This is a genomic window from Streptomyces sp. PT12 (assembly GCF_003311645.1).
GTDB lineage: Bacteria > Actinomycetota > Actinomycetes > Streptomycetales > Streptomycetaceae > Streptomyces.
In genome coordinates this window covers 1-26,327 of the sequence record NZ_QEST01000287.1, presented here as the reverse complement: position 1 = coordinate 26,327, position 26,327 = coordinate 1, and the positions used below count along the sequence as shown (strand labels likewise).

25 protein-coding genes and 2 pseudogenes are annotated in these 26,327 nt (G+C 72.5%); 13 read left to right on the top strand and 14 right to left on the bottom strand.

From position 1 onward, the window contains the following. Positions 1–143: 143 nt before the first annotated feature. Complete coding sequence (locus DEH69_RS30445; RefSeq protein WP_113690227.1) at positions 144–974, top strand: hypothetical protein; 831 nt, start codon at positions 144–146, stop codon at positions 972–974. 72 nt (positions 975–1,046) lie between these two features. Here DEH69_RS30445 and DEH69_RS33290 read toward each other — a convergent pair whose 3' ends face one another. Beyond that, the gene (locus tag DEH69_RS33290; protein WP_258535077.1) at positions 1,047–2,408 is read right to left on the bottom strand and encodes a DUF6350 family protein; all 1,362 of its coding nucleotides are present in this window, start codon (positions 2,406–2,408) and stop codon (positions 1,047–1,049) included. Positions 2,409–2,517: 109 nt separating this feature from the next. Here DEH69_RS33290 and DEH69_RS30435 point away from each other — a divergent pair, with 109 nt between their 5' ends. Together DEH69_RS30435 and DEH69_RS30430 are read left to right on the top strand one after the other, a co-directional pair. Beyond that, entirely contained in the window at positions 2,518–3,132 is a 615-nt protein-coding gene (locus DEH69_RS30435) for a sigma factor-like helix-turn-helix DNA-binding protein (protein ID WP_258535076.1), read from the top strand. Between the two features lie 220 nt (positions 3,133–3,352). After that, positions 3,353–4,093 carry a calcium-binding protein gene (locus DEH69_RS30430; RefSeq protein WP_113690225.1) on the top strand — a complete coding sequence of 247 codons (741 nt, stop codon included), beginning with the start codon at positions 3,353–3,355 and terminating at the stop codon, positions 4,091–4,093. Positions 4,094–4,266: 173 nt separating this feature from the next. On the opposite strand, the gene DEH69_RS30425 is transcribed toward DEH69_RS30430, so the two are convergent. The 6 genes from DEH69_RS30425 to DEH69_RS30400 form a co-directional block, all read right to left on the bottom strand. Next, positions 4,267–4,782: a tetratricopeptide repeat protein gene (locus DEH69_RS30425; RefSeq protein WP_113690224.1), complete on the bottom strand. Its 516-nt coding sequence runs from the start codon at positions 4,780–4,782 to the stop codon at positions 4,267–4,269. Positions 4,783–4,791: 9 nt separating this feature from the next. After that, positions 4,792–5,424, bottom strand: a complete 633-nt coding sequence (locus DEH69_RS30420) for a DUF6879 family protein (protein ID WP_113690223.1) — start codon at positions 5,422–5,424, stop codon at positions 4,792–4,794. Beyond that, complete coding sequence (locus tag DEH69_RS30415) at positions 5,417–5,686, bottom strand: hypothetical protein (protein WP_113690222.1); 270 nt, start codon at positions 5,684–5,686, stop codon at positions 5,417–5,419. The genes DEH69_RS30420 and DEH69_RS30415 overlap by 8 nt, the downstream gene beginning before the upstream one ends. Positions 5,687–5,859: 173 nt before the next feature. Further along, positions 5,860–6,747: a succinate--CoA ligase subunit alpha gene (gene sucD, locus DEH69_RS30410; RefSeq protein WP_113690221.1), complete on the bottom strand. Its 888-nt coding sequence runs from the start codon at positions 6,745–6,747 to the stop codon at positions 5,860–5,862. 29 nt (positions 6,748–6,776) lie between these two features. Next, positions 6,777–7,952 carry an ADP-forming succinate--CoA ligase subunit beta gene (sucC, locus tag DEH69_RS30405; protein ID WP_113690220.1) on the bottom strand — a complete coding sequence of 392 codons (1,176 nt, stop codon included), beginning with the start codon at positions 7,950–7,952 and terminating at the stop codon, positions 6,777–6,779. A 157-nt stretch (positions 7,953–8,109) separates the two neighbouring features. After that, positions 8,110–8,577, bottom strand: a complete 468-nt coding sequence (locus DEH69_RS30400; RefSeq protein WP_258535075.1) for a cobalamin B12-binding domain-containing protein — start codon at positions 8,575–8,577, stop codon at positions 8,110–8,112. Positions 8,578–8,881: 304 nt separating this feature from the next. Here DEH69_RS30400 and DEH69_RS33285 point away from each other — a divergent pair, with 304 nt between their 5' ends. From DEH69_RS33285 to DEH69_RS30365, 6 genes are all read left to right on the top strand, one after another. Beyond that, a complete protein-coding gene (locus DEH69_RS33285) occupies positions 8,882–10,303 on the top strand; it encodes a M23 family metallopeptidase (protein ID WP_113690219.1) in 1,422 nt (473 codons plus the stop codon). Further along, the gene (locus tag DEH69_RS31905) at positions 10,218–10,799 is read left to right on the top strand and encodes an ABC transporter permease (protein ID WP_369008285.1); all 582 of its coding nucleotides are present in this window, start codon (positions 10,218–10,220) and stop codon (positions 10,797–10,799) included. The genes DEH69_RS33285 and DEH69_RS31905 overlap by 86 nt, the downstream gene beginning before the upstream one ends. Then, the gene (locus tag DEH69_RS33280; protein WP_258535074.1) at positions 10,796–12,007 is read left to right on the top strand and encodes an ATP-binding cassette domain-containing protein; all 1,212 of its coding nucleotides are present in this window, start codon (positions 10,796–10,798) and stop codon (positions 12,005–12,007) included. The genes DEH69_RS31905 and DEH69_RS33280 overlap by 4 nt, the downstream gene beginning before the upstream one ends. Then, positions 12,004–12,984, top strand: a complete 981-nt coding sequence (locus tag DEH69_RS30375; protein ID WP_113690217.1) for an ABC transporter substrate-binding protein — start codon at positions 12,004–12,006, stop codon at positions 12,982–12,984. The genes DEH69_RS33280 and DEH69_RS30375 overlap by 4 nt, the downstream gene beginning before the upstream one ends. A 638-nt stretch (positions 12,985–13,622) precedes the next feature. Further along, positions 13,623–14,567 carry a GH25 family lysozyme gene (locus DEH69_RS30370; RefSeq protein WP_113690216.1) on the top strand — a complete coding sequence of 315 codons (945 nt, stop codon included), beginning with the start codon at positions 13,623–13,625 and terminating at the stop codon, positions 14,565–14,567. A 180-nt stretch (positions 14,568–14,747) separates the two neighbouring features. Continuing rightward, positions 14,748–15,422 carry a peptidoglycan recognition family protein gene (locus DEH69_RS30365; protein WP_113690286.1) on the top strand — a complete coding sequence of 225 codons (675 nt, stop codon included), beginning with the start codon at positions 14,748–14,750 and terminating at the stop codon, positions 15,420–15,422. A gap of 61 nt (positions 15,423–15,483) precedes the next feature. On the opposite strand, the gene DEH69_RS30360 is transcribed toward DEH69_RS30365, so the two are convergent. The 7 genes and pseudogenes from DEH69_RS30360 to pcrA all read right to left on the bottom strand — a co-directional run bounded on the left by DEH69_RS30360 (position 15,484) and on the right by pcrA (position 23,310). Then, positions 15,484–16,254 (bottom strand): IclR family transcriptional regulator, encoded by a 771-nt coding sequence (locus tag DEH69_RS30360; RefSeq protein ID WP_113690215.1) that lies wholly within the window; start codon positions 16,252–16,254, stop codon positions 15,484–15,486. A 104-nt stretch (positions 16,255–16,358) separates the two neighbouring features. Next, positions 16,359–17,243 (bottom strand): fumarylacetoacetate hydrolase family protein, encoded by an 885-nt coding sequence (locus tag DEH69_RS30355; RefSeq protein ID WP_113690214.1) that lies wholly within the window; start codon positions 17,241–17,243, stop codon positions 16,359–16,361. Continuing rightward, the gene (locus tag DEH69_RS30350) at positions 17,240–18,406 is read right to left on the bottom strand and encodes a cupin domain-containing protein (protein ID WP_113690285.1); all 1,167 of its coding nucleotides are present in this window, start codon (positions 18,404–18,406) and stop codon (positions 17,240–17,242) included. Before DEH69_RS30350 ends, DEH69_RS30355 begins: the two co-directional genes overlap by 4 nt. 53 nt (positions 18,407–18,459) lie before the next feature. Continuing rightward, positions 18,460–19,578: pseudogene (locus DEH69_RS33275) on the bottom strand (FAD-dependent oxidoreductase); the annotation flags it as partial. 16 nt (positions 19,579–19,594) lie between these two features. Then, a pseudogene (locus DEH69_RS33735) lies at positions 19,595–19,780 on the bottom strand (FAD-dependent oxidoreductase); the annotation flags it as partial. A 161-nt stretch (positions 19,781–19,941) separates the two neighbouring features. Further along, positions 19,942–20,619, bottom strand: coding sequence for a hypothetical protein (locus DEH69_RS30340; RefSeq protein ID WP_113690213.1), 678 nt, complete (start codon positions 20,617–20,619; stop codon positions 19,942–19,944). Between the two features lie 237 nt (positions 20,620–20,856). Beyond that, positions 20,857–23,310, bottom strand: coding sequence for a DNA helicase PcrA (gene pcrA / locus DEH69_RS30335; RefSeq protein WP_113690212.1), 2,454 nt, complete (start codon positions 23,308–23,310; stop codon positions 20,857–20,859). A gap of 55 nt (positions 23,311–23,365) precedes the next feature. On the opposite strand from pcrA, the gene DEH69_RS30330 reads away from it, so the two are divergent. The 4 genes from DEH69_RS30330 (at position 23,366) to DEH69_RS31900 (ending at position 26,199) form a co-directional block, all read left to right on the top strand. Next, positions 23,366–23,971 carry a DUF1707 domain-containing protein gene (locus tag DEH69_RS30330; RefSeq protein ID WP_113690211.1) on the top strand — a complete coding sequence of 202 codons (606 nt, stop codon included), beginning with the start codon at positions 23,366–23,368 and terminating at the stop codon, positions 23,969–23,971. A gap of 161 nt (positions 23,972–24,132) precedes the next feature. After that, positions 24,133–24,540 (top strand): helix-turn-helix domain-containing protein, encoded by a 408-nt coding sequence (locus DEH69_RS30325; protein WP_113690210.1) that lies wholly within the window; start codon positions 24,133–24,135, stop codon positions 24,538–24,540. 204 nt (positions 24,541–24,744) lie between these two features. Beyond that, positions 24,745–25,941 carry a helix-turn-helix domain-containing protein gene (locus DEH69_RS30320; protein WP_113690209.1) on the top strand — a complete coding sequence of 399 codons (1,197 nt, stop codon included), beginning with the start codon at positions 24,745–24,747 and terminating at the stop codon, positions 25,939–25,941. Between the two features lie 114 nt (positions 25,942–26,055). Further along, positions 26,056–26,199 (top strand): hypothetical protein, encoded by a 144-nt coding sequence (locus DEH69_RS31900; protein ID WP_181727677.1) that lies wholly within the window; start codon positions 26,056–26,058, stop codon positions 26,197–26,199. Positions 26,200–26,327: the final 128 nt, after the last annotated feature.

Here is a 26,327-nt window from a genome sequence, read left to right as displayed (position 1 = left end):
GGTGGAAGCCTGCGCCGCAACGATACCGGCACGCCTCGCTCCCCCCGTGCCCCGGGACGGCCGCGGCCAGGTACGGTCGAGGAGACGGCGCCGATGCGCCGTGCCCACGAAGGAGATTCGACGACCACGATGACGGACCGACGATGACGGACCGACGCCGCGCCTCCGACCGGCAGGACCGCCCGAGCGAGGAGGACAACCCCTTCGCCCCGCCCCCGGAGGGAGCGCCCGACCGGCCCTGGCAGCCGCGGCACAGCGGCGGATCCGACCAGCGGCGGAACGGCGAGGGCGGGGACGCCGACGGCGGGAACGGCCGGGGCGAGGGGAACGGCGAGGGCGAAGGCGGCCCCCAGGACGGCGGCGACGACCAGCGGCAGCGCTGGGGCAGCCAGTGGAGCAGGCGCCAGCCCAGGCGGGGCGGCGGGGGGTTCGGCGAGCCACCGGGCGAGCAGGAGCGCGGCGGCCGGGCTGGCGGCCCGGGCGGCACGTCGCGCTGGGACCCCTCGGACCCGGGCCAGCGGCACGCGCGGTACGCCGTGCTCGCGGGCATGTGGGGCGTGTTCGGCGGGCTGCTCGGCTGGGAGTGGCTTGCGCTGCTGCTCGGGGCGTTGGCCCTCTACTGGGGCATCAGCGCGCTGCGCGGCGGCCCGCGCGAGCCGGGCGAGCCGGGCGAGCCGCGCAACCGGCGGCTTGAGGAGTTGCAGGGGAAGCAGGAGGCGCCCTCTGCTCCGCCCACGCGCCCCCCGGGTGCCGCGCCCGGGCCCCCGCGCGCGCGGCCGCAGTTCGCGGCGGCGGTCTCGGGGATCGTGCTGGCGTCGGCGGCGTTGTTCATCGTGGCCGCGACATACACCGTGCAGCTGGTCTACAAGGACTACTTCGACTGCGTCGACGACGCGCTGACCACGCCGTCCCGCGAGGCGTGCGAGGACCTGCTGCCCAGTCAGCTGCGGCCGATCCTGGGCGAGCAGAACTGACGCGGCACTGGCGCCCCTCCTGCGGATCAGGGGCCCCGCCGATCGGTCCGCCGACTGCCGGGGGCGGCCCTCTCAGGGGCGGGGCTCGCCCTCAGGCTCGACCAGCGCCCCCGACGACTTCTTGAGCGCCGCCCAGCGCGTGCGGCGGGCGACGGTGGTGTGCCACGCGTCGCCCTTCCCCGCGCGGCGGCGCCCGCGCGTCCTGACGCGCTCCCTGCGCCGCGGCACGGCGCGGGCGGCCAGGGCGCGCAGCCAGCGGGGGCGGCGCAGCCGCCACGCGCGCAGGGCCAGCGTGAGCGGCACCCCGACGAGGGCGCTCCAGGCGAACGCGGCCCCCGCGACCAGCCACCCGTCGGGCCCGAACGCCGCAAGCTCCTCGGTGCCGAGCGGCCCTCCCGCGTAGGCGGCGAGGACGCCGAGCGCGACGCCCGTCGCGCCCGCGGCGAGCGCGGCGGTCAGCGCGGTGCCCGCCCACCCCGACGCGCTGCGGCGCTCGCCCGGCACGGGAACGGCGGCCGCGGTCGCGTACCACGCGGTGGCGACGACGCCGACGGCGGGCACGGCGGCGACGGCGACCCACAGGGCGGCGTTGTCGGGCGTCCCCGACGGCAGCGCGGCGAGCAGCGGGAACGGCGGCAGGTCAAGGGGCTCACCGGTGAACGCCAGCGGAGCGACCGTCGCGCCGCCGCCCGGGGTGAACCCGGGGCCGAGGCCGTAGGAGGCGCCCCACAGCGCGGCGTTGGGCAGCAGCGCGACGGTGAGCAGCAGCACGGCGAGCCTGCCGGGCCAGTCGGCGCTGAGCTGGCCGAACCCGTTCTGCGCCGCGGACGCGTCGAGCACGAGCCCGCCGATGGCGAGCAGGGCGCCGCCCGCGCCGTAGGCGACGAGCGCGGCGAACGCGACGCGCGTCGCGGCGCGCAGGCGGCGGCCGTCGAGCGCGGGCGGCAGCAGCTCGCGCAGCCACTCGGGCGGCCCGGTGACCGACCAGGCCCCGGCGAACGTGGCGACCAGCGCGAAGAGCGGCACGTGCACGGCGGCGCTCAGCGGCTTGGCGCTGATGTCGGCGGGCAGCGTGTAGAGAACGGCGGCGGTGGCGGCGATGAGGTAGCCGAGGGTCGTCCACAGCGCGGCGCGCGCCCCCTCGTCGGGCTCGGGCCGCCAGTCGGCGGCGCGCACGGCGCGGAAGAGGAGCCACGCGGGGAGCGCGGAGAGCAGCAACGGCGTGACGCCCACGGGGGCCTGCCCGCGCGTCAGCTCGGTGCCATGGGCCAGGAGCCACAGGTCGGCCGCGATGCGGAGCGCGCCATCGGCGCCGCCGTGGGGGTGGGGCGAGAGGGTCCACAGCAGCAGGACCAGCGCGGCGAGGCCGCCGAGCCCGAGCCCCGCGGCCAGGAGCCCTTCGAGTAGGTGTCGCACCTGTCGCACGTGTCGCACGCGGCCATGCTGCCAACAACGCCGGGCGGGCGGAGGTAACGGGTTCTCACTGCCGTGTCGCCCAATATGTGCCTATGTACTTTTTTACGCACTTCTTGGTGGGGCGGCGATGACGAGTGGCCCCGCCGCCGCCTTCGACCGGCTCTACTCCGTCCACGCGGTGTCGCTGGTGCGGCAGGCATTCCTGCTCTGCGGCAGGCGGCGCCAGGCGGAACGGGCCGTCGACCACGCGTTCCACCTGGCCTGGCAGCGCTGGCCCGAGGTGGCCGTCGACCGGGACCCGGCCGGATGGGTGCGGGCGGCGGCCCACGAACGGGCGCTCTCACCCTGGCCCCTGCTGATCCCGCGCCGCCGCCCCCCCGACCTCCGCACGGTCCCGCCCGACGACCGGCGCCTGCTCGCGTCCCTGCTCGCACTCCCCCGCGGCCAGCGCCGCTGCCTGGTGCTGCACGACGCGGTGGGCCTCGACCTCCCCGAGACCGCCGCGGAGGCCGAGGCGACGACGGCGGCGGCGGAGAGCCGCCTCGCCCACGCGAGGAAGGCACTCGCCGCCCCCGACCTGGCCCCCCGCCTGCGCGCGATGGCCGCCACCCAGCCGGTCACCCCCCGCCCCCCGCTCACGATCCGCGCCGCGGCCGAACGCCGCGCCCACGCCTGGGCGTTGACCACGGTGACCCTGCTGCTGTCGTTCGCGGCGCTGGTGGCGGCGATGAGCGTGGGATAGAGCGCGGTCGGCGTCCCCACGCCCGCCCCGCGCCGCGACCGGGTCGAGCAGGAGCGGGGCCGAGGCCCCCCGGCGGCGGCGTTACCTGCGGGTCGCCGACGGACACAACGGGTCACGCGGCACTCGGCATCCGAGGTGTGGACGGGACGCACGCGATGCAGGAGAGTTATGGGGATTGCACCGTACACGACAACTCCCTCCCCGAAGTGAGGACGCACTCATGATGCGGTCACGGCTCATCCCCGCTTCCTCCGCGGCCGTTGTGGCCCTGGTGGCCACCGGCCTCGGCGCGACACCCGCCGCCGCCCAGAGCACCACGACCGTCAGCGCGAACTGGGAAGGGTTCACCCAGTCCATCGTGTTCGAGGGCGGCCCCGAGGCCAACGACCTGCACGTCTTCTCGATGGACACCGGCCCCGAGGTCCGGCGCGTCGGCTTCACGGACGTGGTGCCGATCACGCCGGGCGAGCACTGCGCGCACCCCGACCCGGAGGACGAGACGTTCGTCGCCTGCGAGTTGCCCACCAACAGCGACTTGACGGACGACATCCGCGTCCTGCTCGGCGACGGCGACGACTCGGCGATGACGAGCGAGCCGGGCGTCACCCTGGTCCGCGGCGGCGACGGCAACGACGAACTGCACGCCCACACCGCGGAGTTGGTCCTGGGCGAGGACGGCGACGACATGCTGATGGGCAACGGCGTCCTGCTCGGCGGCGACGGCGACGACCACCTGATGGGCCAGCCCATCGACGAGGTGTTCCACGGCGGCCCCGGCAACGACACGATCGACGCGTGGGACGGCAACGACATCGTCTACGGCGACTCGGGCGACGACCACATCTCGGGCGGCGAGGGCGACGACCTCCTCGTCGGCGGCGCGGGCGACGACACGATCACCGGCGACGGCGGGGAGGACATCATCATCGGCTGGCCGGGCAACGACACCATCACGCAGTGACGGAACGGGGGCGGACCACCCCGGGCGGCCCGCCCCCCACCGGGGACGCGGGCCAGGGCGGCGTTCATGCGCAGGGCGGGCGCAAGGGGCGCACTTCTCGCTCCCTGATCCTCTCCCTGCGCGCGTCGACGGAACTGAGCGACGGCGCACCCGCCGACGTCCCCATGCGCGCCTCAGCGCGTGGGCGGGTCGGCCAGGCGGCGTTCGATCCCTGCGCGCACGCGGGCCGCTCGGGGGTCGTCGTGGCCCGCCAAGAGGCGCCGGGCCTCGGCCCAGTGCTGGCGCGCCGTCCCGGGGTCGGCCTCGGCGAGGGTCGTGGCCAGGGCGTCGAGGGCCAGGGCGTCGTGCCAGGCATCGCCGAGGTCCCGGTGCGAGGCGGCGGCTCGTCGGAGGAACGCCGCCGCCTCGTCCGAACGCCCCGCCTCCCGGTATGCCTCACCGGCGCCCTGCCAGGCCAGGGCCTCCCTGCTCGGGTCGCCGAGCCGCCGGTGCAGCGCGGCCGAGCGCTGGTACGACTCCAGCGACGCCTCGGCCTCGCCCGCCGCCCGCTGGGCGTGCCCGAGGGTGATCAGCCAGTACGCCTCCGCGACGCGATACCGCAGGTGCACGACGTCGCGCGAGGCCCCGGACAGCTCCGAACGCGTGCCGCCCTGGGCTTCGTCGCCGCCCCCGCGATCCTTCTCGTCCACGGCGTTCCGCTACTCCCCTGACCCCACCCGCGGGGGCGGGAGCGTGGCGACACAGCGGTCGACGTACGCCGTCACGTCCTCGCCGTCCGCGTAGAGATCGCGGATGAGCGCCGTCCAGGAGCTGACGACGGCGCCGTCGTCGATGCGGATCGCGCCGTTGGCGACGCCCTCGGCCGTGTAGAGGACGTGGTAGAGCGTCTCCCCGCCCAGGACCACGACTTCGGGCAGCGGGCCCGACTCCTCGAAACGCCGCACGCGCTCCGCGGGGACGACGCGGACCGCCGCGCCGCACTCGGCCTGGACGGCCAGGGACCGCAACTCCCACTGGAGATAGGGCGTCAGCGGCTCCTCCACCACGCGGACCCGATGGAAGACGGTGGCGCGCAGGGAGCGTTCGCGCATGGTCTCGCGCAGGCTCTCGCGCCGGTCGTCCAGCAGCCGCATGGACTCCTCCCAACGGCCCGCCCGGAACGCGTCATAGCCGCGGTGGTCCAGCTCGATGAAGTCCTGTCGCCGCTCGAACTTCCACGAGTCCCGACCCCGGAGCCGACGATGCCGCTCCGCGAACTCCCGCTGGTAGTCGCCGAGATCCAGCCTCTCGCCACCCGCTCCTTCGAGGGCCAGGTGATATGTCTCAAGCATCAGGGATGTCCGCCTTCGCCGAACTCGGCATGATCCCGGGGATGATCACCAGCCGCTCATGGGCGCCAACCGTGACGTCCTCGGGGAGACGCCCTTGGTAGGCGGCCGCCAGGTCGCGGCCTATCACCGCCACGTCTCCGTTGTCGAGCTGCCAGATGTCGGGGCACCCGTCCTCACCATCCGTGGTGCCAAGCTCCGCCGCCGACTTGCCCAGGCGACGGGCGAATAACGCGGAAGGATCGGCCTCCCAGGGAAGGGCCATCGTGGCCTCCTCTCGTCGCGACAGCCGCAACCGCCGTTACCGATCGTAAGGTAATCCGTTACGGTGAGCAACGGGCACGGAGGGGGGCGCACATGACCGCGCCCGCCCCTTGAGCCCCCGTGAGGGGGGATGGGGCGGGCGGGAGGGGGTGAGGGTGTGGGGAGCGGGAAACGTCAGGCCGCGGCCAGGGTTTCGCGGGCCAGGCGGGCCGTTTCCGATGGGGTCTTGCCCACCTTCACGCCCGCCGCCTCAAGGGCCTCTTTCTTCGCCTGCGCCGTGCCGGACGAGCCCGAGACGATCGCGCCCGCGTGGCCCATCGTCTTGCCCTCGGGGGCCGTGAAGCCCGCGACATAGCCGACGACCGGCTTGGTCACGTTGGCCCTGATGAAGTCGGCCGCGCGCTCCTCGGCGTCGCCGCCGATCTCGCCGATCATCACGATCAGGTCGGTGTCGGGGTCCGCCTCGAACGCCGCGAGGGCGTCGATGTGGGTGGTGCCGATGATCGGGTCGCCGCCGATGCCGACGCACGAGCTGAAGCCGAGGTCGCGCAGCTCGTACATCATCTGGTACGTCAGCGTGCCGGACTTGGAGACCAGCCCGATGCGGCCTGGCTTGGTGATGTCCGCGGGGATGATGCCCGCGTTGGACTGGCCAGGAGTGATCAGTCCTGGACAGTTGGGGCCGATGATGCGCGTCTTGTTGCCCTTCTGGCCCGCGTACGCCCAGAACGACGCGGTGTCGTGCACCGCGATGCCCTCGGTGATCACGACGGCCAGCGGGATCTCGGCGTCGATCGCCTCGACGACCGCGGCCTTGGTGAACTTCTCCGGCACGAAGATCACGGTCACATCCGCGCCCGTGGCCTCGATGGCCTCGGCCACGCCGCCGAAGACGGGGATCTCGGTGCCGTCGAAGTCGACCGACTGGCCCGCCTTGCGGGGGTTGACGCCGCCGACGATGGTGGTGCCCGACGCCAGCATGCGGCGGGTGTGCTTCTGTCCCTCTGAGCCGGTCATCCCCTGGACGATGACCTTGCTCTCCTTGGTGAGGAAGATAGCCATGGCTGTTTCGTTGCCCTTCGCTTCGCGGCTTACTTCGCGGCCAGCTCGGCGGCGCGGTCGGCCGCTCCGTCCATGGTGTCCACCTGCTCGACCAGCGGGTGGTCGGCGTCGGTGAGGATCTTGCGGCCCAGCTCGGCGTTGTTGCCGTCGAGGCGGACGACGAGGGGCTTGTTGACGTCCTCGCCCTTCGTCTTGAGGAGCGCCAGGGCCTGCACGATGCCGTTCGCCACCGCGTCGCACGCGGTGATGCCGCCGAAGACGTTGACGAAGACGGACCTGACCTCGGGGTCGCCCAGGATGATCTCGAGCCCGTTGGCCATCACCTCGGCGGAGGCGCCGCCGCCGATGTCGAGGAAGTTGGCGGGCTTCACGCCGCCGTGCTTCTCGCCCGCGTAGGCGACGACGTCGAGGGTGCTCATCACGAGGCCCGCGCCGTTGCCGATGATGCCGACGGTGCCGCCGTCGAGCTTCACATAGTTGAGGCCGCGCTCCTTGGCCGCGGCCTCGAGGGGGTTGGCGGCCGCCTTGTCCTCAAGGGCCGCGTGCTCGGGCTGGCGGAACTCGGCGTTGGCGTCGAGCGACACCTTGCCGTCGAGCGCGATCACGCGTCCCTCGCCCGTCTTGACCAGCGGGTTGACCTCGACCAGCAGCGCGTCCTCGGCGATGAAGACGGTCCACAGCCTCTGGAGGACGTCGACCACCTGGTCGGCGATCTCAGCGGGGAAACGGGCCGCCTCGACGATCTGGCGGGCCTTCTCCTCGGTCACGCCCTCGATCGCGTCGACCGGGATCTTGGCCAGCGCCTCGGGGTTGGTGGCCGCGACCTCCTCGATCTCCACGCCGCCCTCGACGGACGCCATGGCGAGGAACGTGCGGTTGGTGCGGTCGAGGAGGAAGGAGACGTAGTACTCCTCGGCGATGTCGGCCGTCTCGGCCAGCATCACGCGGTGCACCGTGTGCCCCTTGATGTCCATGCCCAGGATGGCGCCCGCCTTGGCCACGGCGTCGTCGGGGTCGGAGGCCAGCTTGACGCCGCCCGCCTTCCCGCGCCCACCGGTCTTGACCTGCGCCTTGACGACCGCGCGACCGCCGAGTCGCTCGGTCACCTCGCGGGCCGCCTCTGGCGTGTCGATGACTTCGCCGGCCAGCACCGGTACGCCGTGCTTGGCGAAGAGGTCCCTCGCCTGATACTCGAACAGGTCCACGCGTTCAGTCCCTTGTCAGTGTTCCCGCGGTGTTGTCGCGGTGCAGTTGTCAGCGTGGGCGTGCCGCGTGGCCGCGCTGCCAGGCAAACGCCGAAAGCACGCGGCATGTCCGGAGTCGAGCGTATCCGGGGGTCAGGGGGCCCCGAAAATTGGTGGGTCACACCTCCGTGGTGAGTCCCGTCACAGTTGGCCCCGAGGGCTCGGCGGGGCCCTCGGGCTCGGCGCGCGCGGCCAGCGTGGCGCGCACCCAGGCGACCACGTCCGTGGTGGGGGCGCCCGGGGTGAAGATCTCGGCGACCCCGGCGGCCTTGAGCGGGGGAATGTCGGCCTCGGGAATGATCCCGCCGCCGAAGACGGTGATGTCGTCCGCCTCCTTCTCCCTCAGCAGCTCGAGAACGCGCGCGAAGAGGGTGTTGTGCGCGCCCGAGAGGATGGAGAGGCCGATCGCGTCGGCGTCCTCCTGGATCGCGGTGTCCACGATCTGCTCGGGGGTCTGGTGGAGCCCGGTGTAGATGACCTCCATGCCCGCGTCGCGCAGGGCGCGGGCGATCACCTTCGCGCCCCGGTCGTGCCCGTCGAGCCCCGGCTTGGCCACCACGACGCGGATCTGACCCGATACACCCATCTCAAGCCTCCCAGAACGCCGTTAACGGCCGTTGACCACAGCATCGCGCACCACGCTGCCCGCCGATACGGGCGCGAGGAGGAAATCACACGCACCCTATTCGAACTTTTATCGAACACAACGTGCGGCAACGATGGTAAGAGCCGTCGAAAGGCGGCCTATTGCCCGTTTCAGGCTCCTCAAAACCCGCGAATAGCCAGGGAAAGATTGTCGGCGCGGCATACCGCCGGGTACAGTCACCGACCGAACCGCAGCCGCCTGGCCCCACACCCAGCTCCTGTCGTCGAGCCGAAAGGCGTAATCGGTGAGCGAACGTCTGCTGTCGGAAGTCTCCGGACACCCGGATCTCTCCGGCTTCGGCTCCTCCGCCGGATACGACGGCTCCACCGGATACGACGGATACGAGGCTTACACGGGGTACGCGGGTCACGAGGGGTACGCGGGCCACGAGACCTACGAGGCGCAGCAGCTCCAGCAGGCGCACCAGACACACCAGGCGTACGGCGGCGGATACGACTCCTACGCGCCCTACGAGGCCCAGGCGTGGGTCCCCCAGCAGCCGCAGGCGCACGACCTCCCGCACGACCAGCATCAGCAGTGGTACGGGCAGGCGGCGACGGCGTACGAGACCGGCGACTGGTCCGGCGCGGCGGCCACCGCGGCCGAGGCGCCGCACGCCGAGTCCCCCGCGACCCCCGCGCACGGCTACGGCTACGCGCCGGGCCATGACACGGACGGCGCCGACGGGTACGCATACGGCTACGCCGACGCCGCCGACGGTGGCTACGCGGTGGACGGGACCTATGGCGCCGCCGAGGCCGCGGCTCCCGAGCGGGACGAGCCTAAGGCCCCGCGCGCCGCCGAGCCCGACGGCGAAGCGGAGGCGGCCGCCGCCGAGGCCGACCCCGAGGCCCGCGACACCCGCGACGCCGGGTCCGACGAGACCGACGAGACCGACGACGCAGCCGCGTACCACCCCGAGGCCCGCAGCAGGCGGCGCAGGACATCGCCCCGGCGGCGGTCGGCGTTCCTCAGCGTCGCGGCGCCCTCGCTCGCCGTCCTCGGCGTGACGGCGGTCGCCACCGCCGCGACCGTGTCCGAGTCCGACACGGTGGAGGAGCCCCCGCCCGTCGCCGCGCCCGACACGTCCGAGGTGGAGCAGGTCGCCGCCAACGAGCAGTTCGACACCCAGCTGACGGGCCTCACCCAGGCGGTGGACGACTACGCGGACCGCGCGAGCCGCACCCAGGGCCGGATCGACCTGGAGGAGCAGGAGGAGCGCGAGGAGGAAGAGGCCGCCGCGGCGGCAGCGGCGGCCGAGGCGGCCCGGCAGAAGTTCTTCCTCCCCGTCGAACAGCGCGGCCTGAGCGCGTCGTTCGGCCAGTCCGGCGTCAACTGGATGTCAACCCATACCGGCATCGACTTCCCCGTCAGCTATGGCACCCCGGTGATGGCGGTCACCGACGGGACCATCGCCACGCAGTTCCACCCCAGCTACGGCACGATGGTCATCCTGACCGCGGCCGACGGCACGGAGACGTGGTACGCGCACCTCGACAGCACCGTGTTCACCTCGGGCTATGTCCAGGCCGGAACGGTCATCGCCTACTCGGGGAACTCCGGCACCTCCACGGGCCCGCATCTGCACCTCGAGGTCCGCCCTTACGGCGGCTCGCCCGTGGACCCCGCGGCGTGGCTGCGCGGCCACGGCCTCGAGCCCGCCTGAGCGGTCAGCCGAAGCGGCCGCCCGCGTCGTCGGAGGTGCGCGGGTCCCGCTGGCCGTCCTGGTCTATGGCGTCGGCCTGGAGATGAAAGTCTTCCTGATCGTCTTTGTCACCTTCTGGCCGATCCTGCTCCAGGTGATCTATGGCGTTCAGGATGTCGACCCGCTCGTCCACGACACGGCCCGCAGCTACGGGCTGCCGCCCCGGGCGCGTTTCCTCCGCATCACGCTCCCCAGCGCCGCCCCCTACATCGCGACGGGCCTGCGCATCGCCTCGGCCATCGCGCTCGTGCTCGCCGTCACGGCCGAGCTCGTGGTGGGCGCCCCCGGGCTCGGCCAGTCCATCGTGGTCGCCCAGTCCAACGCCAACCTCCCCCGCATGTACGCCCTGATCATCGTCACCGGGCTGGTCGGCTGGGCGCTCAACACCGCGTTCCAGGCGATCGAACGCCGCCTCCTGCGGTGGCACCCGTCCCAGCGCGCCGAGGTGGCCTCATGAGTGCCATGATCCGCACGACCGGGCGGGGGACAAGCCGCCGCGCCCTCGGTCTGCTCCTCGAACTCGCCCTGCCCGCCGCCCTGTTGATCGGCTATGGCCTCTGGTCGCACCGGGCGCAGAGCTTCTACTTCCCGCCGCTTGGCGAGATCCTCGAGTACTTCCGCGAGCTGTGGCTCTTCGACCGGGTCGGCAGCGACCTGGTGCCCAGCCTCGCGCGCATGCTCAGCGGCTACGCCGTCTCCGTCGTCCTGGGCGTCGCCATCGGCCTGCTGCTCGGCATATCCCGCGTGCTGCGCACCGCGGCCGAGCCCGTGGTGGAGTTCCTGAGGGCGCTGCCCGCGCCCGCGCTGATCCCGTTGCGGAAACGGCCACCCCGGCCACCCCTTCGTCCGCCTCCACGTCCACCTCCACGTCCGCGTCCACGTCCACGGAGAAGACCGATGCTTGAAGTCGCCAACCTGCGGAAGGTCTACGGCCCCGACCCGCACGCCGCCCCCGCCGTGGCCGATCTGTCGTTCACCGTCGCCGACCGCGAGTTCGTGTGCATCCTCGGCTCGTCGGGGTGCGGCAAGACGACCATGCTGCGCTGCCTCTCGGGCCTGATCCCGTCCACCTCGGGGCAGATCAGCCTGCGCGGCAAGCCCGTCACGGGACCGCCCGAGGACATGGCGTTCGTCTTCCAGGACTACAGCCGCTCGCTGCTGCCGTGGATGACCGTGCGCCGCAACGTCGCGTTCCCGCTGCGTTACAAGGGCGTCGACCGCCGCGAGGCCGAGGCGTTGACGGATGAGGCGCTGGACGCGGTGGGGCTCGCGGGGCGCGGCAACCGCTATCCCTGGCAGCTCTCGGGCGGCATGCAGCAGCGCGTGGCGATCGCCCGCGCGCTGGCGTACCGGCCGAGCGTCCTGCTGATGGACGAGCCGTTCGCCTCGGTGGACGCGCAGACCCGCTCGGGCCTCGAAGACCTGCTGCTCGGCGTGTGGAAGCGGTACGGGATCACCGTCCTGTTCGTCACCCACGACATCGACGAGGCCGTCTACCTCGCCGACCGCGTGCTGGTGCTGCGCCCACCGGCGAACGTCGGCCATCAGGTCACCGTCAACCTGCCGCGCGACCGCGACCAGGTGGAGACCAAGGCGCACCCGGAGTTCGGCAGGCTGCGCGGCGAGCTGTTCGCCGCGCTCGACGGCGGGCCGGTGGCGGCGTGAGAGGGCGGCGCGCGACGGCGCTGATCACCGGGCTGCTCGCGCTGCTGTCCACCGCGGCGTGCACCGACTACGGCGGCGACCTGTCGGGCGCGGGCGTCTCTGGCGGCGGCGACGGCGACACCCTGGTCGTCTCGGAGACGGCGGGCACCCCGGCGTCGTTCCTCGCCTACGGCATCCGCGAGGGCTACTTCGAGGAACAGGGCCTCAACGTCGAGCTGAGCCCTTCGGCGGGCGGCGCCAGCGTCATCCCCGCGCTGCTCAGTGGCGACATCGACGTCGCCGGGTCGAACGCGGTGTCCGCGCTGATCGCGATGGGCCGCCGCATGCCCATCGAGATGATCGCGGCGGGCACCAGCACGTCGGAGTCCCCCGACGACGACTTCTCCTCGCTCATGGTCCCCGAGGACAGCCCGATCACCTCGGCCGCCGACCTGGACGGCGGGCGCGTCGCCGTCAACACCCTCCAGAACATCAACGACGTCGTGATCCACGCCGTGCTGGCCGAGGCGGGCCTTTCCAACGACGACGTGTCGTTCGTCGAGATGCCCTTCCCCGACATGCCCGCGGCGATCCAACGCGGCGACGTGGACGCGGGGTTGCTGATCGAGCCGTTCGCGACGGTGGGCGCCTCCCAGGGCCTGCGCCCGATCGCCCGCCCGTACACGGCGGCCATGCCGAGCCTCCAGATCGGCACCTATCTGATGACATCGGACAAGGTCGGAGAGGACCCGGAGACGGCGGCGGCGTTCCGCGCGGGCGTCACGGCGACGGCCGAGGCGATCGCGGCCGACCCGGAGGCGTTCCGCGAGGCGCTGCCCGAGATCAGCGAACTCGCACCGGAGTTGGCCTCCCGCATGGACCTCCCGGTCTGGCGCGGCACGACGGACCGCGCGTCGATCGAGATGATCCACGCGACGATGCGGGAGATCGGCCTCACGGAGGCGGATCTCGACTACGAGGAGGCGGTGGCGGAATAACGCCTACGGCGGGCTCGGCGGGCGGCTCCTCCACCCTCTCGCACGCCTCGTCGGCGGCCGTCGGGGCCGCGCGGTGGGGGCCGTGTCGGTGAGCGGCTACCGAGGGTCAGGCGGCGTTCGCCACCGGACCCTCCGTAGCCGCGCCCCCGAATGACCCCCCGCACCGGGCACTCCTCCACAAGCGCGCACGCATCACCACCACACCCCGCCCACCACCCGTTCATCCGGCCGCCCCCGTGCCACCGCGAACGGGCCCGCGCGGCATGGCACTTCGCGGAAGCGACCGTTCCGCCTACGACGCCAGCCCGCCGAGCCCAGGCGGGCCGCAGGCCATCCGTTCCGGGCGCAACGATGTGACGCGAGGGGCGTTCGTTGCATACGAACCGGTCGTCAGTTCTCCTTCAGAGCAGGAAAGTTATCGCCACCCTCACGCCATCGCCCCAGGCCGTTCTCTTCTCCACAGGACTGGACCATAGAGAGCACTCGAACCCCCTTCACATCGCGGGGGTCTACGTGCGTCACTCGATGACGTGGCCGCGTCAAAGTGCTGCTGAACGTCCTCCGCGGACACCCGAGCAACGTCTGTCCCCCACCATCTCCCGCGACCACCATCTCCCGCGACGTGCCAGGAGGCAGTCATGCTTTCCCGCCGTTCCTCCGCCCGCTCCCGGGCCCGCTGGCGCTCCGCCACGCTGGCCGGTGTGCTCACCGCGCTCTTCGCTCTGCTGCTCGCCACCCCGCACACGGCCGCCGCCTCGTCACCGGCGGCCGGTGGGGCCCAGGAGGCCGCCGCCGACCCCACCCCGCTGGGCGACGCGAACCCCGTGCTTGACGAGATAGGCGACATCGAGGAGGGCGAGGCGTTCATGGGCGCCGGGACGCTCATCCACGAGGGCCCGGACGCCGAGGGCCAGTTCATCGCGCCGTTCGACACCAGCGGCGTCCAGGGCATCGATGTCTCGCACTGGCAGGGCTCCATCAACTGGAGCTCGGTGCGCAGCTTCGGGATCCAGTTCGCCTGGATGAAGGCGACCGAGGGCACCAGCTTCAGGGACTCCTCGTTCAACACCAACTACCCGGCCGCGCACGGCGCCGGGGTCATCAGGGGCGCCTACCACTTCGCTCGCCCCAACGTGTCCAGCGGCGCGGTGCAGGCCAACTACTTCGCGTCCAACGGCGGCGCCTGGTCGCGCGACAACCTGACGCTGCCCGGCGTGCTCGACATCGAGGCCAACCCGTACGGGGCCTCGTGCTACGGCCTGTCCCAGACCGCGATGCGCAACTGGATCACCGACTTCTACAACACGTACAAGGCGCGCACCACCCGCGACGTCGTGATCTACACAAGCCCCGGCTGGTGGAACTCCTGCACCGGCAGCTGGAACGGGATGGCCTCCCGCTCCCCGCTGTGGGTCGCGCACTGGACCACGGGCAGCCCGACGCTGCCGGGCGGCTTCGGCGTGTGGACGGCGTGGCAGTACACCTCGACCGGCTCGGTCTCGGGCGTCTCGGGGAACGTTGACCGGAACAAGTTCAACGGGTCGCGCGACCGGCTGCTCGCCCTGGCCAACAACACCCCCTGATCCGCGCCCGTTCGCGCAGCGCAGCGCAGCACCCGCACACCGCGCCACCCTCGCACCGCGCCACCCTCGCACCGCACACCGGTGGAGCCGACCGGTCGAAGGACCGGTCGGCTCCTTCCGTCCCCCCACGTCGCCACACGAGGAGTCACCGTGTCCCACGACCACGCGTTCCGCCGCCGCATGCTCTTCGCCGGTGCGGCCGGGCTCGCCGCCGCGACCGCCATACCCGTCGCCGCCCGCGCGGCGGCCCCGTCCCAGGGCGCGCAGTCCGCGCGGGGCGCCCAGGCCGGTCAGGGCGCCCAGGCCGTCCAGCCGCCCATCGACACCACGGCGCAGTGGGGCGCGCGCCCGCCGGACGGCACGATCTCCCTCGTGCGGCGCCGCCCCGTCGCGATCGTCGTGCACCACACGGTGAGCGCCAACACCTCCGACTTCTCCCGCGCGCAGGCGCACAGCCACGCCCGCTGGGTCCAGGCACTGCACCAGGACGACAACGGCTGGGTGGACACCGGCTACAACTTCCTCGTCTCGCGCGGGGGTTACCTCACCGAGGGCCGCCACCGCAGCCTGGAGACGCTGCTCGGCGGCGCGGAGTTCGTGCTGGGCGCGCACACCTCGGGCGCCAACGACTTCGCGATCGGCATCTCCAACGAGGGCGCCTACCACGACGGCGCGGTGCCCCCGGCCGCGCAGTGGGCGTCGCTCGTGCAGCTGTGCGCCTACGCGGCCGCGCAGTACGCGATCCCGGCGACCGAGATCTATGGGCACAAGGACTTCGGCGACACGCTGTGCCCCGGCGTCTTCCACGACATGCTGCCGCAGCTGCGCGACGAGGTCGCCGCGGCCCTCGGCTGAGCCGCGCCCCTCGGCCGCGCCCCTCGGCCGCGCGCCTCGGCCCTCGGCCCGCGCGGCGCGATCAGCCCTGGCGCAGCCGCTCCTGGAGCCCGTCGCGCGACGCGATCAGGTCGTCGGCCAGCTTGCGGGCGTCGGCGCGCGCGGTCAGGCGCAGGGCGGGGACGACCACGGCCATCGAGGCCAACGGCGTCTCCGCCCGGTCGCGCAGCACGGCCGCGACGGCGCTGATGCCGCGTTCGCCCTCCTCCATGCTCACCGCGTAGCCGAGGCGGCGGATCTCCTCCAGCTCGGCCCGCAGCGCGGGCCAGTCGGTCACGGAGTTCTCGGTGCGGGTGGCCAGCTCGTGGCCCGCGAAGCGGCGGGACAGCTCGGCCTCGGGCATCGCCGCCAGGATCGCCTTGCCCGCCGCGGTGCAGTGCGCTGGCATGACAACGCCCGTGCGGTCGCCCACGCGGACGGCGCGCGGGCTCTCGACGCAGTCGATGAAGCGAACGTTCCGCCCTTCGAGCAGGGAGAGGCTGACCGTCTCCTGGGTGCGGTCGCGCACATCCTCAAGGACGGGCCTCGCCACCTGCCTGATGTCCACGCGCCCGATGGCGGCCAGGCCGATCTCGCCGAGGACGGGCCCGGGGCGGTAGGCGCCGTTGGGCTTCTCCTGGAGGACGAAGCCGCGCCTGCGCAGGGCGTTGAGCAGGCGGTGGGCGGTGGAGGGGGCGACGCCGAGCTCCACCGCCGCGTCCGAGACGCGCAACGCCTGCCGCTCCCCGATCAGCTCGATGAGCCGCAGGGCGTTGTCCACCGAGCTGGTGACCCCGGGGCCGTTATTCGACATGGGGGAATGCTAGCGCACACCTTTTCCATTGGACCCGCGCCGTCGGGACCCCCGCCCGTGCCACACGGCCCGCCCGTGCCACACGGCCCGCCCGTACCCGCCGCTCAGCCCTGGCGCACGTCGAGGGCCAGCTCGCCGATCCCGCCGATCCAGGAGCGGAGCGTGTCACCCGGCTCGATCGGGCCGACCCCTGGGGGCGCCCCGGTGAAGATCAGGTCGCCGGGCAGCAGGGTCATCATGCGCGACGCGTACGACACGATCGCGGGAACGGGCGTGAGCAGGTCGGCGGTGCGCACGTCCTGCCGCTTCTCGCCGTTGACGTCGAGCCTGATCTCCAGGCCCGCGGGGTCGCCGATCTCGTCGGCGGTGACCAGGAGCGGGCCAAGCGGGCTGAACGTGTCGTAGCTCTTGCGCCGCGAGCGGTCCGCCGCGCTGCGCACGGTGATGTCGAGGCCGAGCGTGTAGCCGAAGACGTGGTCGAGCGCGGACTCCTCCGGGATGTCGGTGCCGCCCTCGCCGACCACGATGACCAGCTCGGACTCGTGGTGGATCTCCTGGCCCGCGGCCACGATCTCCTCGGGCAGCACGATCGCGTCGCGGGGTCCCGAGAGCGAGGAGGGCGCCTTGAGGAAGACGTCGAAGTTCATCATCCAGGACTCGACGCCGCCCAGGGTGCGCTCCTGCACGTCGTGCATCTCGGCGACGTGGTCGGCGTAGTTGCACGCGCACGCGATGATCTTGCTGGGGCTGAGCGCGGGGGCGTGCAGGGCGACCGAGGCGAGCGGGCGCGCCTCGCCCGTGCGTGCCGCCTCGGCGAGCCCTTCGCGCAGCCGCGGGTAGTCGCGGGCGAGCGCGCGCCACCAGCCCGCGGTCAGCGGGTCGGGGTCGTGCGGGAGGCCGAGCGCGCCGGTGACGTCGACCACCACGGGCCCGTCCGCCGCCTCAGCCACCACGCCGAGCCTGTGGTCGTCGAACAGCGCCAGCTTCATCGTGTGAGCCCCTCAGGATCGAAGACGCCCGTGACCTCCTGCGGCCCGGGAAGCGCTTCCTCGCGGTACAGGCCGAGCGCGCGCAGCACCGGGGCGTCGCCGATGCCGAACAGGTCGGCGCCGCCCGCCGACGCGTGCTCGGCCGCCGACCAGGACGGCACGACGAACATGTCGCCCGCCCGCCAGTCGAAGCGCCGCCCCTCGATGACGCTGTGGCCCTCGCCGCGGAAGACGACGAAGACCGTGTTGCCGCTGCGGCGCACCGGCCGCGACGCCCCGCCCGGGACGATGCGGTGCATCGCGCACGCCAGCGTCGGCAGGACGCTCGCGCCCGAGTGCGGGTTGGTGAACTCGACGCTCACCAGGGGTCGTTCACCCTGGGCGGCGAGCTCCATGAGGCGCTGGTCCGTCGCGTCCCAGCGGTAGATCAGCAGCGGCGAAGGCGTCGGGTCGAGCGGCCCCGCCACCGCGCCCTCGACCATCGTGCGCCCTGGCGAGGCCCCGCCGTCGGCGGCGAAGGCGGCCTCGGAACGGTTGTGCGCGCCGATGACCGGCTGGTTCAGCTCGGGGTGCTGCTCGAAGAACACGGCGTCGAACGCCTCCACCATCGGCAGGTCGAGCCCGTCGAACCAGAACATGTGCCCATCGCCCCCGTTGGCGTGGTCGTGCCACGCGCCGCCCGGGGTCAGCACGAGGTCGCCGGGGCGCATGTCGCACGCGTCGCCGTCGACCGTGGTCCACACGCCCTCGCCCTCGATGACGAAACGGATCGCGCCCGGCGTGTGCCGGTGCGCGGGCGCGGTCTCGCGCGGGCCGAGGCACTGGAGCGCGCCCCACAGCGTTCCCGCGGCATAGGGGCGGCCACCGAGCCCGGGGTTGGTCAGCGACAGGACGCGCCGCTCGCCGCCGCGCTCGACGGGGACGAGGCGGATGGCGCGTTCGGCCAGCGGGCGCGTCACCGAGGCGGGCCACAGCCATGGCACGGCCTTGGGCCGCGGCGTCGGGGTGAGCAGCTGCTCGGTGATGGTCCACAGCGGGCGCAGCCCCGCCGCGTCGATGTCCGCGTAGAGGGAGCGCAACTCCGCTTCCTCCGCCGCGGGTTCATGGACCGCGGGTTCATGGACCGCGGGTTCATGGACCGCGGGTTCATGGACGGTGGACATGGGGGCCTCCAGTTCGGTTGCGCGGTCGGCGGTCACCGGTCACGGGTGGACGGTCAGTGGACGGGCGCGGGGGCCTGGGAGGCGGCGGGCTGCCCAGGGGGGAGGCCGATGCCGAAGCGGCGCACGCTCTCAAGCAGCGACGCGCGCCGCATGTACGCGCGGGCGCGCTCCGGGTCGGCGGCCGTGGCGCGCATCTCGGCGTGCGCGGCGCGGCGGCGTTCCTCGTCGGCCTCGCGCAGCCGCTGCGTGTTGCGCTGGGTGTCGGCCTGGACGTACTCGACGGCGATGCGGTGGCGGATGTCGGCGAACGCCGCCAGCTCGGCCTCGGCCCCCGCGGCCGATGTGCCTTCGGCGATCCTGGCGATGCGGCGGGCGAGGTCGATGGCGTCGTGGATGCCGCTGTTGAGCCCTACGCCGCCCATCGGGCTGTTGATGTGCGCGGCGTCGCCGATGAGCATGACATCGCCGACGCGGAAGCGCTCGGCCACGCGCTGGTGCACGCGGTAGAGCTGCCGGTCGATGATCGGGTACCCGGGTGCCCAGGGGGCGACGCCCTGGAGCTGGCGCTGGAGCGTGGGCTCGGCCGTGGCCTCCTCCTCACCCTGGTCGGCGGGCACGGGCCACACGGCGCGCCAGGACTCGGGGGTGCGCAGCAGGAACAGCCACTCGTGCGGGTCCGCGATGTAGTTGACCTCGGCGATGCCGGGCAGCGCCTCGGCGAGGTCCACGCTGGTGCTGGCGATGAGGAAGCGCTCGGGGTAGGTGAAGCCCTCGAACTCCGCGCCCAGCACGCGCCGTACGGTGCTGCCCGCGCCGTCCGCGCCGATGACATACGCGCCGCGCAGCACACGCGTGCCGTCGGGCGTCGTCGCGGTGACCGAGGCGCCGCCGCCGGGCTCCCGCCTGACCTCGGTCACGCGGGTGCCGAACAGCAGCTCCACCTCGGGGGTGTTGCCGAGCCGTTCGTACAGCATGCGCACCAGGTGCTGCTGGTTGAGCTGGAGCCGGTAGGGATAGGGCGTCTCGTCGGCGAGGAGCGAGAAGTCGAACTCCGCGACCAGGCCAGCCCTTCGGTCGCGGAAGTGGTACACGGGCACGACCAGGCCCTCGGCGTGCATCCGGTCGGCGACGCCGAGCTCGGCGAGCAGCTCGAGGGTCGCCGCGTGGAAGGTCGAGGGTCGCCGCGTGGAAGGTCGAGGCGCGCCAGTCGGTCTTCGGCACCTCCTCGGCCTCGATCAGCACCACCGGCACGCCGAGCCGCGCGAGCGAGGCGGCGGCCACCATGCCGACGGGGCCGCCTCCGACGACGATGACCGGCTTGTCGACCGGCTTGTCGACCGGCTCCTTCGAGAGTCCACGGTGAAGTCCTGGCATGCGGCCAACATCTCACACGTTCCGCAGAAGTGAAAGCAGCGTTCAATCATTTCCGCTATGGCGAAAGCAAGCCCTCTGGCGATCTCCGGGCGCGCGAAAGCCCGCCGCCCCTCCACGCCTGAGGGCGCGAGGGGCGGCGGGCTGTGACGCGAGGGCGGGCGCTACCGCACGCGGCGGGCGACGGCCTGCGTGATGCCGATGGCGGCGGCCGGTGCCAGGAGCAGGAAGATCCAGTTGATCGCTTCGTTCGTCTCCTGCCACAGATCCCACAGGTTGCCGAACTCGACGGTGAAGATCTTGAACGCGCTCCAGTCGGTGCCCGAGTACTCGGCCAGGATCATGGCCGTGCCGTACAGCTCACCGAATATCGCGGCCACGAGCGCGAGCACGGCGCCCAGGATGTAGACGCCCCAGTTGTTCCGCGCGAGAAACGCCGGGCCCACGCCCACCGCGGCGCCGATGGCCAGCGCCACATAGCTGATCTGCTGGACCTCGCCGGTGTTCTCGTCGAACATCGCGTCGTAGATGAACGCGTAGAGAAAGCCCATCACCAACGCGGCACCCACCGCCGCGAGAATGGCGAGCGCGATGTTGGTCGGCGGGCCACCGCTGGGCGGGGGCGGCGGGAAGCCGCCACCGGGGGCGCCCCACGGCTGCGGCTGGCCCGGGGACTGCGGCTGCGCGGGCGGGTAGCCGTAACCCTGCTGCGGCGGCTGGCCGTACGGCTGCTGGGGCGGCTGCGGCTGGCCGTACGGGTTGGGCTGCTGGCCGAACCCACCGGGCTGCTGCGGCTGCTGACCGTAGCCGCCGTCCGGCTGTTGCTGCCAGGGCTGGCTCATTGGGGTTCCCCCTGGGGTTTTTGAAACTCTCGCTGATATGTCGCTGATGTGTGCGGTCGGTACTCCGGAGAGAAAGCTACTGGAGTACGAACAACGCCGCACGCAGCTAATCGCCCCCGAGGGCACCACCACAAGCCCTGTCCCCACACTGTGACATACCGGGAACACCGGGGCCTGTTCCTCCGGGCCCCCACCTGCTCCCGTGGGCCCGAAAGGCGCCACCCTACCCGCCCGCCGTCAGAGCTTCTCCACCGGGGCGTAGCGCAGCAGCAGCCGCTTGGGCTTCTCGCCGCCGAAGTCGATCGTGGCCTCGGCCCGGTCGCCCGCCCCCGTCACGGAGACGACCGTGCCCATGCCGAAGCTGTCGTGGGTGACCCGGTCCCCCGGCGAAAGCGACACCACGGGGCGGTCCTTGATGCGGCCCGTGGCGAATCCGCCCGCGCCGCGCCGCGCCCGCGTCCCGGTCGCGAGCACCGACGAGGCCGCGCTGGGCGGCTGGTGCGCCACGGCGGCGGCGCCGGTGCGGCGCCAGTCGACGAACTCCTCGGGGATCTCGTCGAGGAAGCGCGAAGGGGGGTTGTGCTGCGGCTGCCCCCACGCGCTGCGCAGCGTGGAGCGGGTGAGGTAGAGCCGCTGCCGCGCCCTGGTGATCCCCACATAGGCGAGCCGCCGCTCCTCCTCAAGCTCCTTGGTCTTGCCGAGCGACCGCATGTGCGGGAAGACCCCGTCCTCCATGCCGGTCAGGAACACCACGGGGAATTCGAGGCCCTTGGCCGTGTGCAGGGTCATCAGCGTGATCACGCCGTCGCCCTCGTCGTCCGGGATCTCGTCGGAGTCGGCGACGAGCGCGACCTGTTCGAGGAAGTCGGCCAGCGTCCCGGGATTCTCCTCGCCCCGGTCCTGCTCGAACTCCAGGGCGACGGCGGCGAGCTCCTGAAGGTTCTCCACGCGGGTCTCGTCCTGCGGATCGGTCGACGCCTGCAACTCCGCCAGATACCCGGTCCGTTCCAGCACCGCCTCAAGCACGGTCGCTGGGCCGGCGCCCGACTCGACCACGGTCCGCAGCTCCTCGAGCAGCGCGTTGAACCGCTTGATCGCGTTCGCCGAGCGGGCCGCCATCCCATACGCCTCGTCCACGCGGCGCAGCGCCTGGGCGAACGAGATCCGCTCGCGCAGCGCCAGCGCCTCGACCATCGCCTCGGCGCGGTCGCCGATGCCGCGCTTGGGAACGTTGAGGACGCGGCGCAGCGGAACGGTGTCCTCGGGGTTGGCCAGCACCCGCAGATAGGCCAGCACGTCGCGGACCTCGCGGCGCTCGTAGAAGCGGACGCCGCCGACCACCTTGTACGGCAGCCCGACGCGGATGAACACCTCCTCGAAGACGCGGGACTGGGCGTTCGTCCGGTAGAACACGGCCACGTCACCCGCGCGCGCCTCGCCCGCGTCCGAGAGCCGGTCGATCTCGTCGGCCGTGAACTGCGCCTCGTCGTGCTCGGTGTCGGCGACATAGCCGGTGATCCTGGCCCCGGCGCCCTCGTTGGTCCACAGGTTCTTGGGGCGGCGGTCCTCGTTGCGCGCGATGACGGCGTTGGCGGCGGACAGGATCGTCTGCGTCGAGCGGTAGTTCTGCTCAAGAAGCAGCGTGCGCGCGTCGGGGAAGTCCTGCTCGAACTGGAGGATGTTGCGGATGGTCGCGCCACGGAACGCGTAGATCGACTGGTCCGCGTCGCCCACGACGCACAGCTCGGCGGGCTCGCCCCCGGTCGGCGGCGCCACCAGCAGCCGGATCAGCGTGTACTGCGCGATGTTGGTGTCCTGGTACTCGTCGACCAGGACATGCCTGAAGCGCCGCCTGTAGTGCTCGGCGACATCGGGGAACGCGTCGAGCAGGTGGACGGTGGTCATGATGATGTCGTCGAAGTCCAGCGCGTTGGCCTCGCGCAGCCGCGACTGGTACAGCGTGTACGCCTCGGCCAGGGTCTTCTCGAACGGGTCCCCCCCGGCGGCCTGCGCGGCGAAGTCCTCGGCGTCGATCAGCTCGTTCTTGAGATTGGAGACCTTCGCGCTGAACGACTTGGGCGGGAACCGCTTGGGGTCGAGGTCAAGGTCCCGGCACACCAGCGCCATCAGCCGCTTGGAGTCGGCGGCGTCGTAGATGGAGAAGCTGGAGGTGAAGCCGAGCAGCTTGCTCTCGCGGCGCAGGACGCGGACGCACGCGCTGTGGAACGTCATGACCCACATGGCGTTCGCCCGCGGCCCCACCAGCTCGGTGACGCGCTCCTTCATCTCGCCCGCGGCCTTGTTGGTGAACGTGATCGCCAGGATCTGCCCCGGGTGCGCGGAGCGGGCGCCGAGCAGGTGGGCGATGCGGTGGGTCAGCACACGCGTCTTGCCCGAGCCCGCGCCCGCCACGATCAGCAGCGGCCCGCCACCGTGCGTGACGGCGGCGCGCTGCTGCTCGTTGAGCCCTTCGAGCAGGGATTCGGGGTCGGTGAGGGGCTTGCGGGCGCCGTTCCGGTAGAAGGCGTCCTCGTCGGCAGCCCGCGGCTCGGCGAACGTCCCCTCGAACAGGTCGTCCGGCACCGGCTCGGACGGCGCCTCCCATGGCTCGGGGGCGGGCTCGGGGGAGGACTCGTGCGGCGGCTCGGGTCCGAGGTCCGCCAGGGCGTTGTCATCGAAAAGGCCGCTCATCGCCCCCAAGTCTAGGCCGGTCCGGTGGCCCGGCGGCTCGGCTATCGTGAGGAACATGACATCCAAGCCGCGCCCGCGGGCGGAGTTGCGTGTCTCGCACCAGGAGAGGGAGGCGGTCGCCGAGCGGCTGCGGGAGGCGGCGGGGGACGGCAGGATCGACCTGGCCGAGCTGGACGAACGCCTCGAACGGGCGCTGACCGCCAAGACCTATGGCGACCTCGAGCCCCTGACCGCCGACCTCCCCGACAACCGCCCCCCGGCCCCACCGCCTGGCCCGCCCGCCGAGGTGCGCGGCGGCCTCAACGGCGCCGAGCGCGTCGGCCGCTGGCAGGTGCCCGCCAAGCTCATCGCCCGGGGCCACCTGGGCGGGGTGAAGATCGACTACACGCGCGCCGAGTGCCCGTGGTCCGAGACGGAGCTCGAGGCGCACGGCGACATGGGCGGCGTGACGGTGGTGGTCCCGGTCGGCTGGCGCGTGGACACGACGGGCGTGGAGCCCGGCATGGGCGGCCTGAAGGACAAGACGGCGGACAGCCCTCACGCCCCCGGCACGCCCCTGCTCAAGGTCACGGGCACCGGGGGCATGTCGGGCATCACGGTCCGCCACCCGAACCGGTGGGAGCGGCGCAAGCTGCGCGCGCTGGGCGGCGAGGCGCGGTAACGGCCCTCGGTGGCACCCCTTGACGGCGCCGCTCGGTGGCGCCTTCCAGGGCTACCGCGCCCTGGGCCCGGGCGCGCCCGCGCCTGGCGCGCCTGAGAGCCGCCCGGGCTTTCCCCGGGTAAGGACATACCCCGTGGTTAGCCAGGCGATAGGGTGCGGGCATGGAGACGCGGGGGGAGAACGGGGCGGCGGCGCCGGTGGACGAGCGGTGCGGGGTGTTCGACGGCGACTGCCCCGCGCGTTCGGTGCTCGACCATGTGACCAGCCGCTGGGGGCTGTTGATCCTGTGCGCGCTGCACGAGGGGCCGCTGCGCTTCTCCCAGCTGCGCGACCGGATCGTCGGCATCAGCGAGAAGATGCTGTCGCAGAGCCTCCGCGTCCTGGCCCGCGACGGCCTTCTCACCCGCGACGTCGAGCCGGTCGTCCCGGTCCGGGTGAGCTATGCGCTCACCCCGGTGGGCCACGAGCTGACGGTTCCGCTGCGCGCGACGATCGACGTGATCACCGCGCGCCTGCCGGACATCCAACGCGCCTGGGAGCGGACCGACGAGCAGCGGGCGAACGGCTAAGTCCCGCCCGGTGATCTTCTCCGGGACCACGCCTCCCCCAGCCTGGCGGCTGGGAGGTGCCCCCATCAGGCACCGGATCAGGCCCCCGAGGGGCCTGGGGGAGCACCACAGGGCGCAACGTGACGGAGGGGCTGTTCGCTGTTCCCCGGTGCGTAACCGGGAGTACCGTCTGAGTGTCGAGTTCACAACGGGAGCGGTACTGCCATGCCCAGCAGCGAAATTGGAGAGCGCCTGAAGCGAGCCCGCAAGCGGCGTGGCTTGACCCAGCGTGGCCTCGCCGAATCCTCCGGCGTCTCTGTGAGCCTCATCCGCAAGCTCGAACAGGGGGAACGCGGCGACACGCGATTGGAGACCGCCCGCCGCCTTGCCGCCGCACTCCGGATCCCCACCACCAAACTGGTTGCCGCTGAGGTGACCGACGCCGATCCCGCGGCTGGCGCCGACGTGGACCGATGGGCAGGCGTGCGTGCAGCGCTGGACACCCCAGAACCAGGTGCCACCGACGAGGTGCCCACCATCGGCGGCGTGCGTGCGGCGCTGGACGACGCCATCGCCTCCTATACCAGCGGCGGCCTTCAGGGCATGAGCCTGATGCTCCCCGGCCTGCTACGGGACGCCCACGCGCTGGCCGACACCCACCCCCAAGGCCGCTCGCTCCGCGCCGAGGTCATGCAGATCACCGGCCGCCTGATGACGCAGACCCGGAACTATGGCGCAGCTGACATCGCATTCGCGGCCGTGGAACGAGACGCCCCTGACGCCCTGCACGGTGCGGCCCTGGCCAACAACAGGGTGTGGCTGCTGCTGCGCCGGGGGCGGTTGGCCGCCGCAAGCGCGCTTGCGGTCCAGTGGGCCGATGATCTGGAACCTCGCCTGTCCCGCGCCAGCGCAGGGGAGTTGAGCGCGTGGGGCTGGGTCCTCCTTCGAGTAGCCGCGACGGCATCTCGGGACAACCGTCCGGACGAGGCGGAGATGGCGCTGAGGCTGGCCACGGCGGCGGCAGTCACGATGGGCCGGGCGCAGACGTCTACGGCGACGAAGCGCGCCGGGTTCATCCGTCGGTTCAGCGGGCTCACGGTGGCGATGCAGCAGGCCGAACAGGCGATGGTAGAGGAGCGGCCAGACGCGGTCCTGCGCCTGGCGAAGCGGATCAACGCCGTCAATCTCCCGGCCTCGACCGGCAACCGCAACAGGCACCTGCTCGACGTGGCGCACGCGCAGGTGCTCACCAGGCGGAACGGAGAGGCGATCGAGACACTGCTCACCGTGGAGCAGGACGCGCCCCAGTGGCTCCCGCACCAGCGGTACGCCCGAGAGGTGCTGGGCCTGATCGTGGAGCAGCGGCGCACGCTCACCCCGGAGATGAGGCGCCTGGCCGAGGTGGTTCGCCTGCCGCTGTAGGGGGTGGCACTTCTGGACGGCGTAACTCGGAAGTGCCATTGAGCCCGTGACGGCCTGTCAATACGGTCTCTCCATCGACGGCCCGTAACCACGACGTCACAGGAGCCGATCATCATGTGCACCCCCCGCACCCCCGACAGGACCCCGGCGCAGCGACAGCGGCGCCGCATCATCGCCGACGCCAGCGTGGGCCGCGGGCCGGACTGGTACGGCCCCACGCCCCCGCAGCAGCCGACCGGGCAGGCCAGCCGTGCCTAACCCCACCGCGGAGCATCTGCCGCCCGCGCCGCCGCCGTTGGACGAGGACTCGCCGGTCACGGTGATCGTGGGGCGGGAATGCCCCCCGGCGACGCCGCTTGATCTGTGTCCTGGCTGCCCGGAACGGG

Bases quoted from the DNA above. Each gene is read 5' to 3' on its own strand.
- DEH69_RS30365 (WP_113690286.1), top strand. From the start codon at position 14,748: ATGCTCTTCGCCGGTGCGGCCGGGCTCGCCGCCGCGACCGCCATACCC.
- DEH69_RS31900 (WP_181727677.1), top strand. From the start codon at position 26,056: ATGTGCACCCCCCGCACCCCCGACAGGACCCCGGCGCAGCGACAGCGG.
- sucD (WP_113690221.1), bottom strand. From the start codon at position 6,747: ATGGCTATCTTCCTCACCAAGGAGAGCAAGGTCATCGTCCAGGGGATG.
- DEH69_RS30320 (WP_113690209.1), top strand. From the start codon at position 24,745: ATGCCCAGCAGCGAAATTGGAGAGCGCCTGAAGCGAGCCCGCAAGCGG.
- DEH69_RS30325 (WP_113690210.1), top strand. From the start codon at position 24,133: ATGGAGACGCGGGGGGAGAACGGGGCGGCGGCGCCGGTGGACGAGCGG.
- DEH69_RS33280 (WP_258535074.1), top strand. From the start codon at position 10,796: ATGAGTGCCATGATCCGCACGACCGGGCGGGGGACAAGCCGCCGCGCC.
- DEH69_RS30400 (WP_258535075.1), bottom strand. From the start codon at position 8,577: ATGGGTGTATCGGGTCAGATCCGCGTCGTGGTGGCCAAGCCGGGGCTC.
- DEH69_RS30330 (WP_113690211.1), top strand. From the start codon at position 23,366: ATGACATCCAAGCCGCGCCCGCGGGCGGAGTTGCGTGTCTCGCACCAG.
- DEH69_RS30360 (WP_113690215.1), bottom strand. From the start codon at position 16,254: ATGTCGAATAACGGCCCCGGGGTCACCAGCTCGGTGGACAACGCCCTG.
- DEH69_RS30350 (WP_113690285.1), bottom strand. From the start codon at position 18,406: ATGTCCACCGTCCATGAACCCGCGGTCCATGAACCCGCGGTCCATGAA.
- DEH69_RS30420 (WP_113690223.1), bottom strand. From the start codon at position 5,424: ATGCTTGAGACATATCACCTGGCCCTCGAAGGAGCGGGTGGCGAGAGG.
- DEH69_RS30340 (WP_113690213.1), bottom strand. From the start codon at position 20,619: ATGAGCCAGCCCTGGCAGCAACAGCCGGACGGCGGCTACGGTCAGCAG.
- DEH69_RS30445 (WP_113690227.1), top strand. From the start codon at position 144: ATGACGGACCGACGCCGCGCCTCCGACCGGCAGGACCGCCCGAGCGAG.
- DEH69_RS30430 (WP_113690225.1), top strand. From the start codon at position 3,353: ATGATGCGGTCACGGCTCATCCCCGCTTCCTCCGCGGCCGTTGTGGCC.
- DEH69_RS30415 (WP_113690222.1), bottom strand. From the start codon at position 5,686: ATGGCCCTTCCCTGGGAGGCCGATCCTTCCGCGTTATTCGCCCGTCGC.
- DEH69_RS30370 (WP_113690216.1), top strand. From the start codon at position 13,623: ATGCTTTCCCGCCGTTCCTCCGCCCGCTCCCGGGCCCGCTGGCGCTCC.
- DEH69_RS30355 (WP_113690214.1), bottom strand. From the start codon at position 17,243: ATGAAGCTGGCGCTGTTCGACGACCACAGGCTCGGCGTGGTGGCTGAG.
- DEH69_RS30435 (WP_258535076.1), top strand. From the start codon at position 2,518: ATGACGAGTGGCCCCGCCGCCGCCTTCGACCGGCTCTACTCCGTCCAC.
- pcrA (WP_113690212.1), bottom strand. From the start codon at position 23,310: ATGAGCGGCCTTTTCGATGACAACGCCCTGGCGGACCTCGGACCCGAG.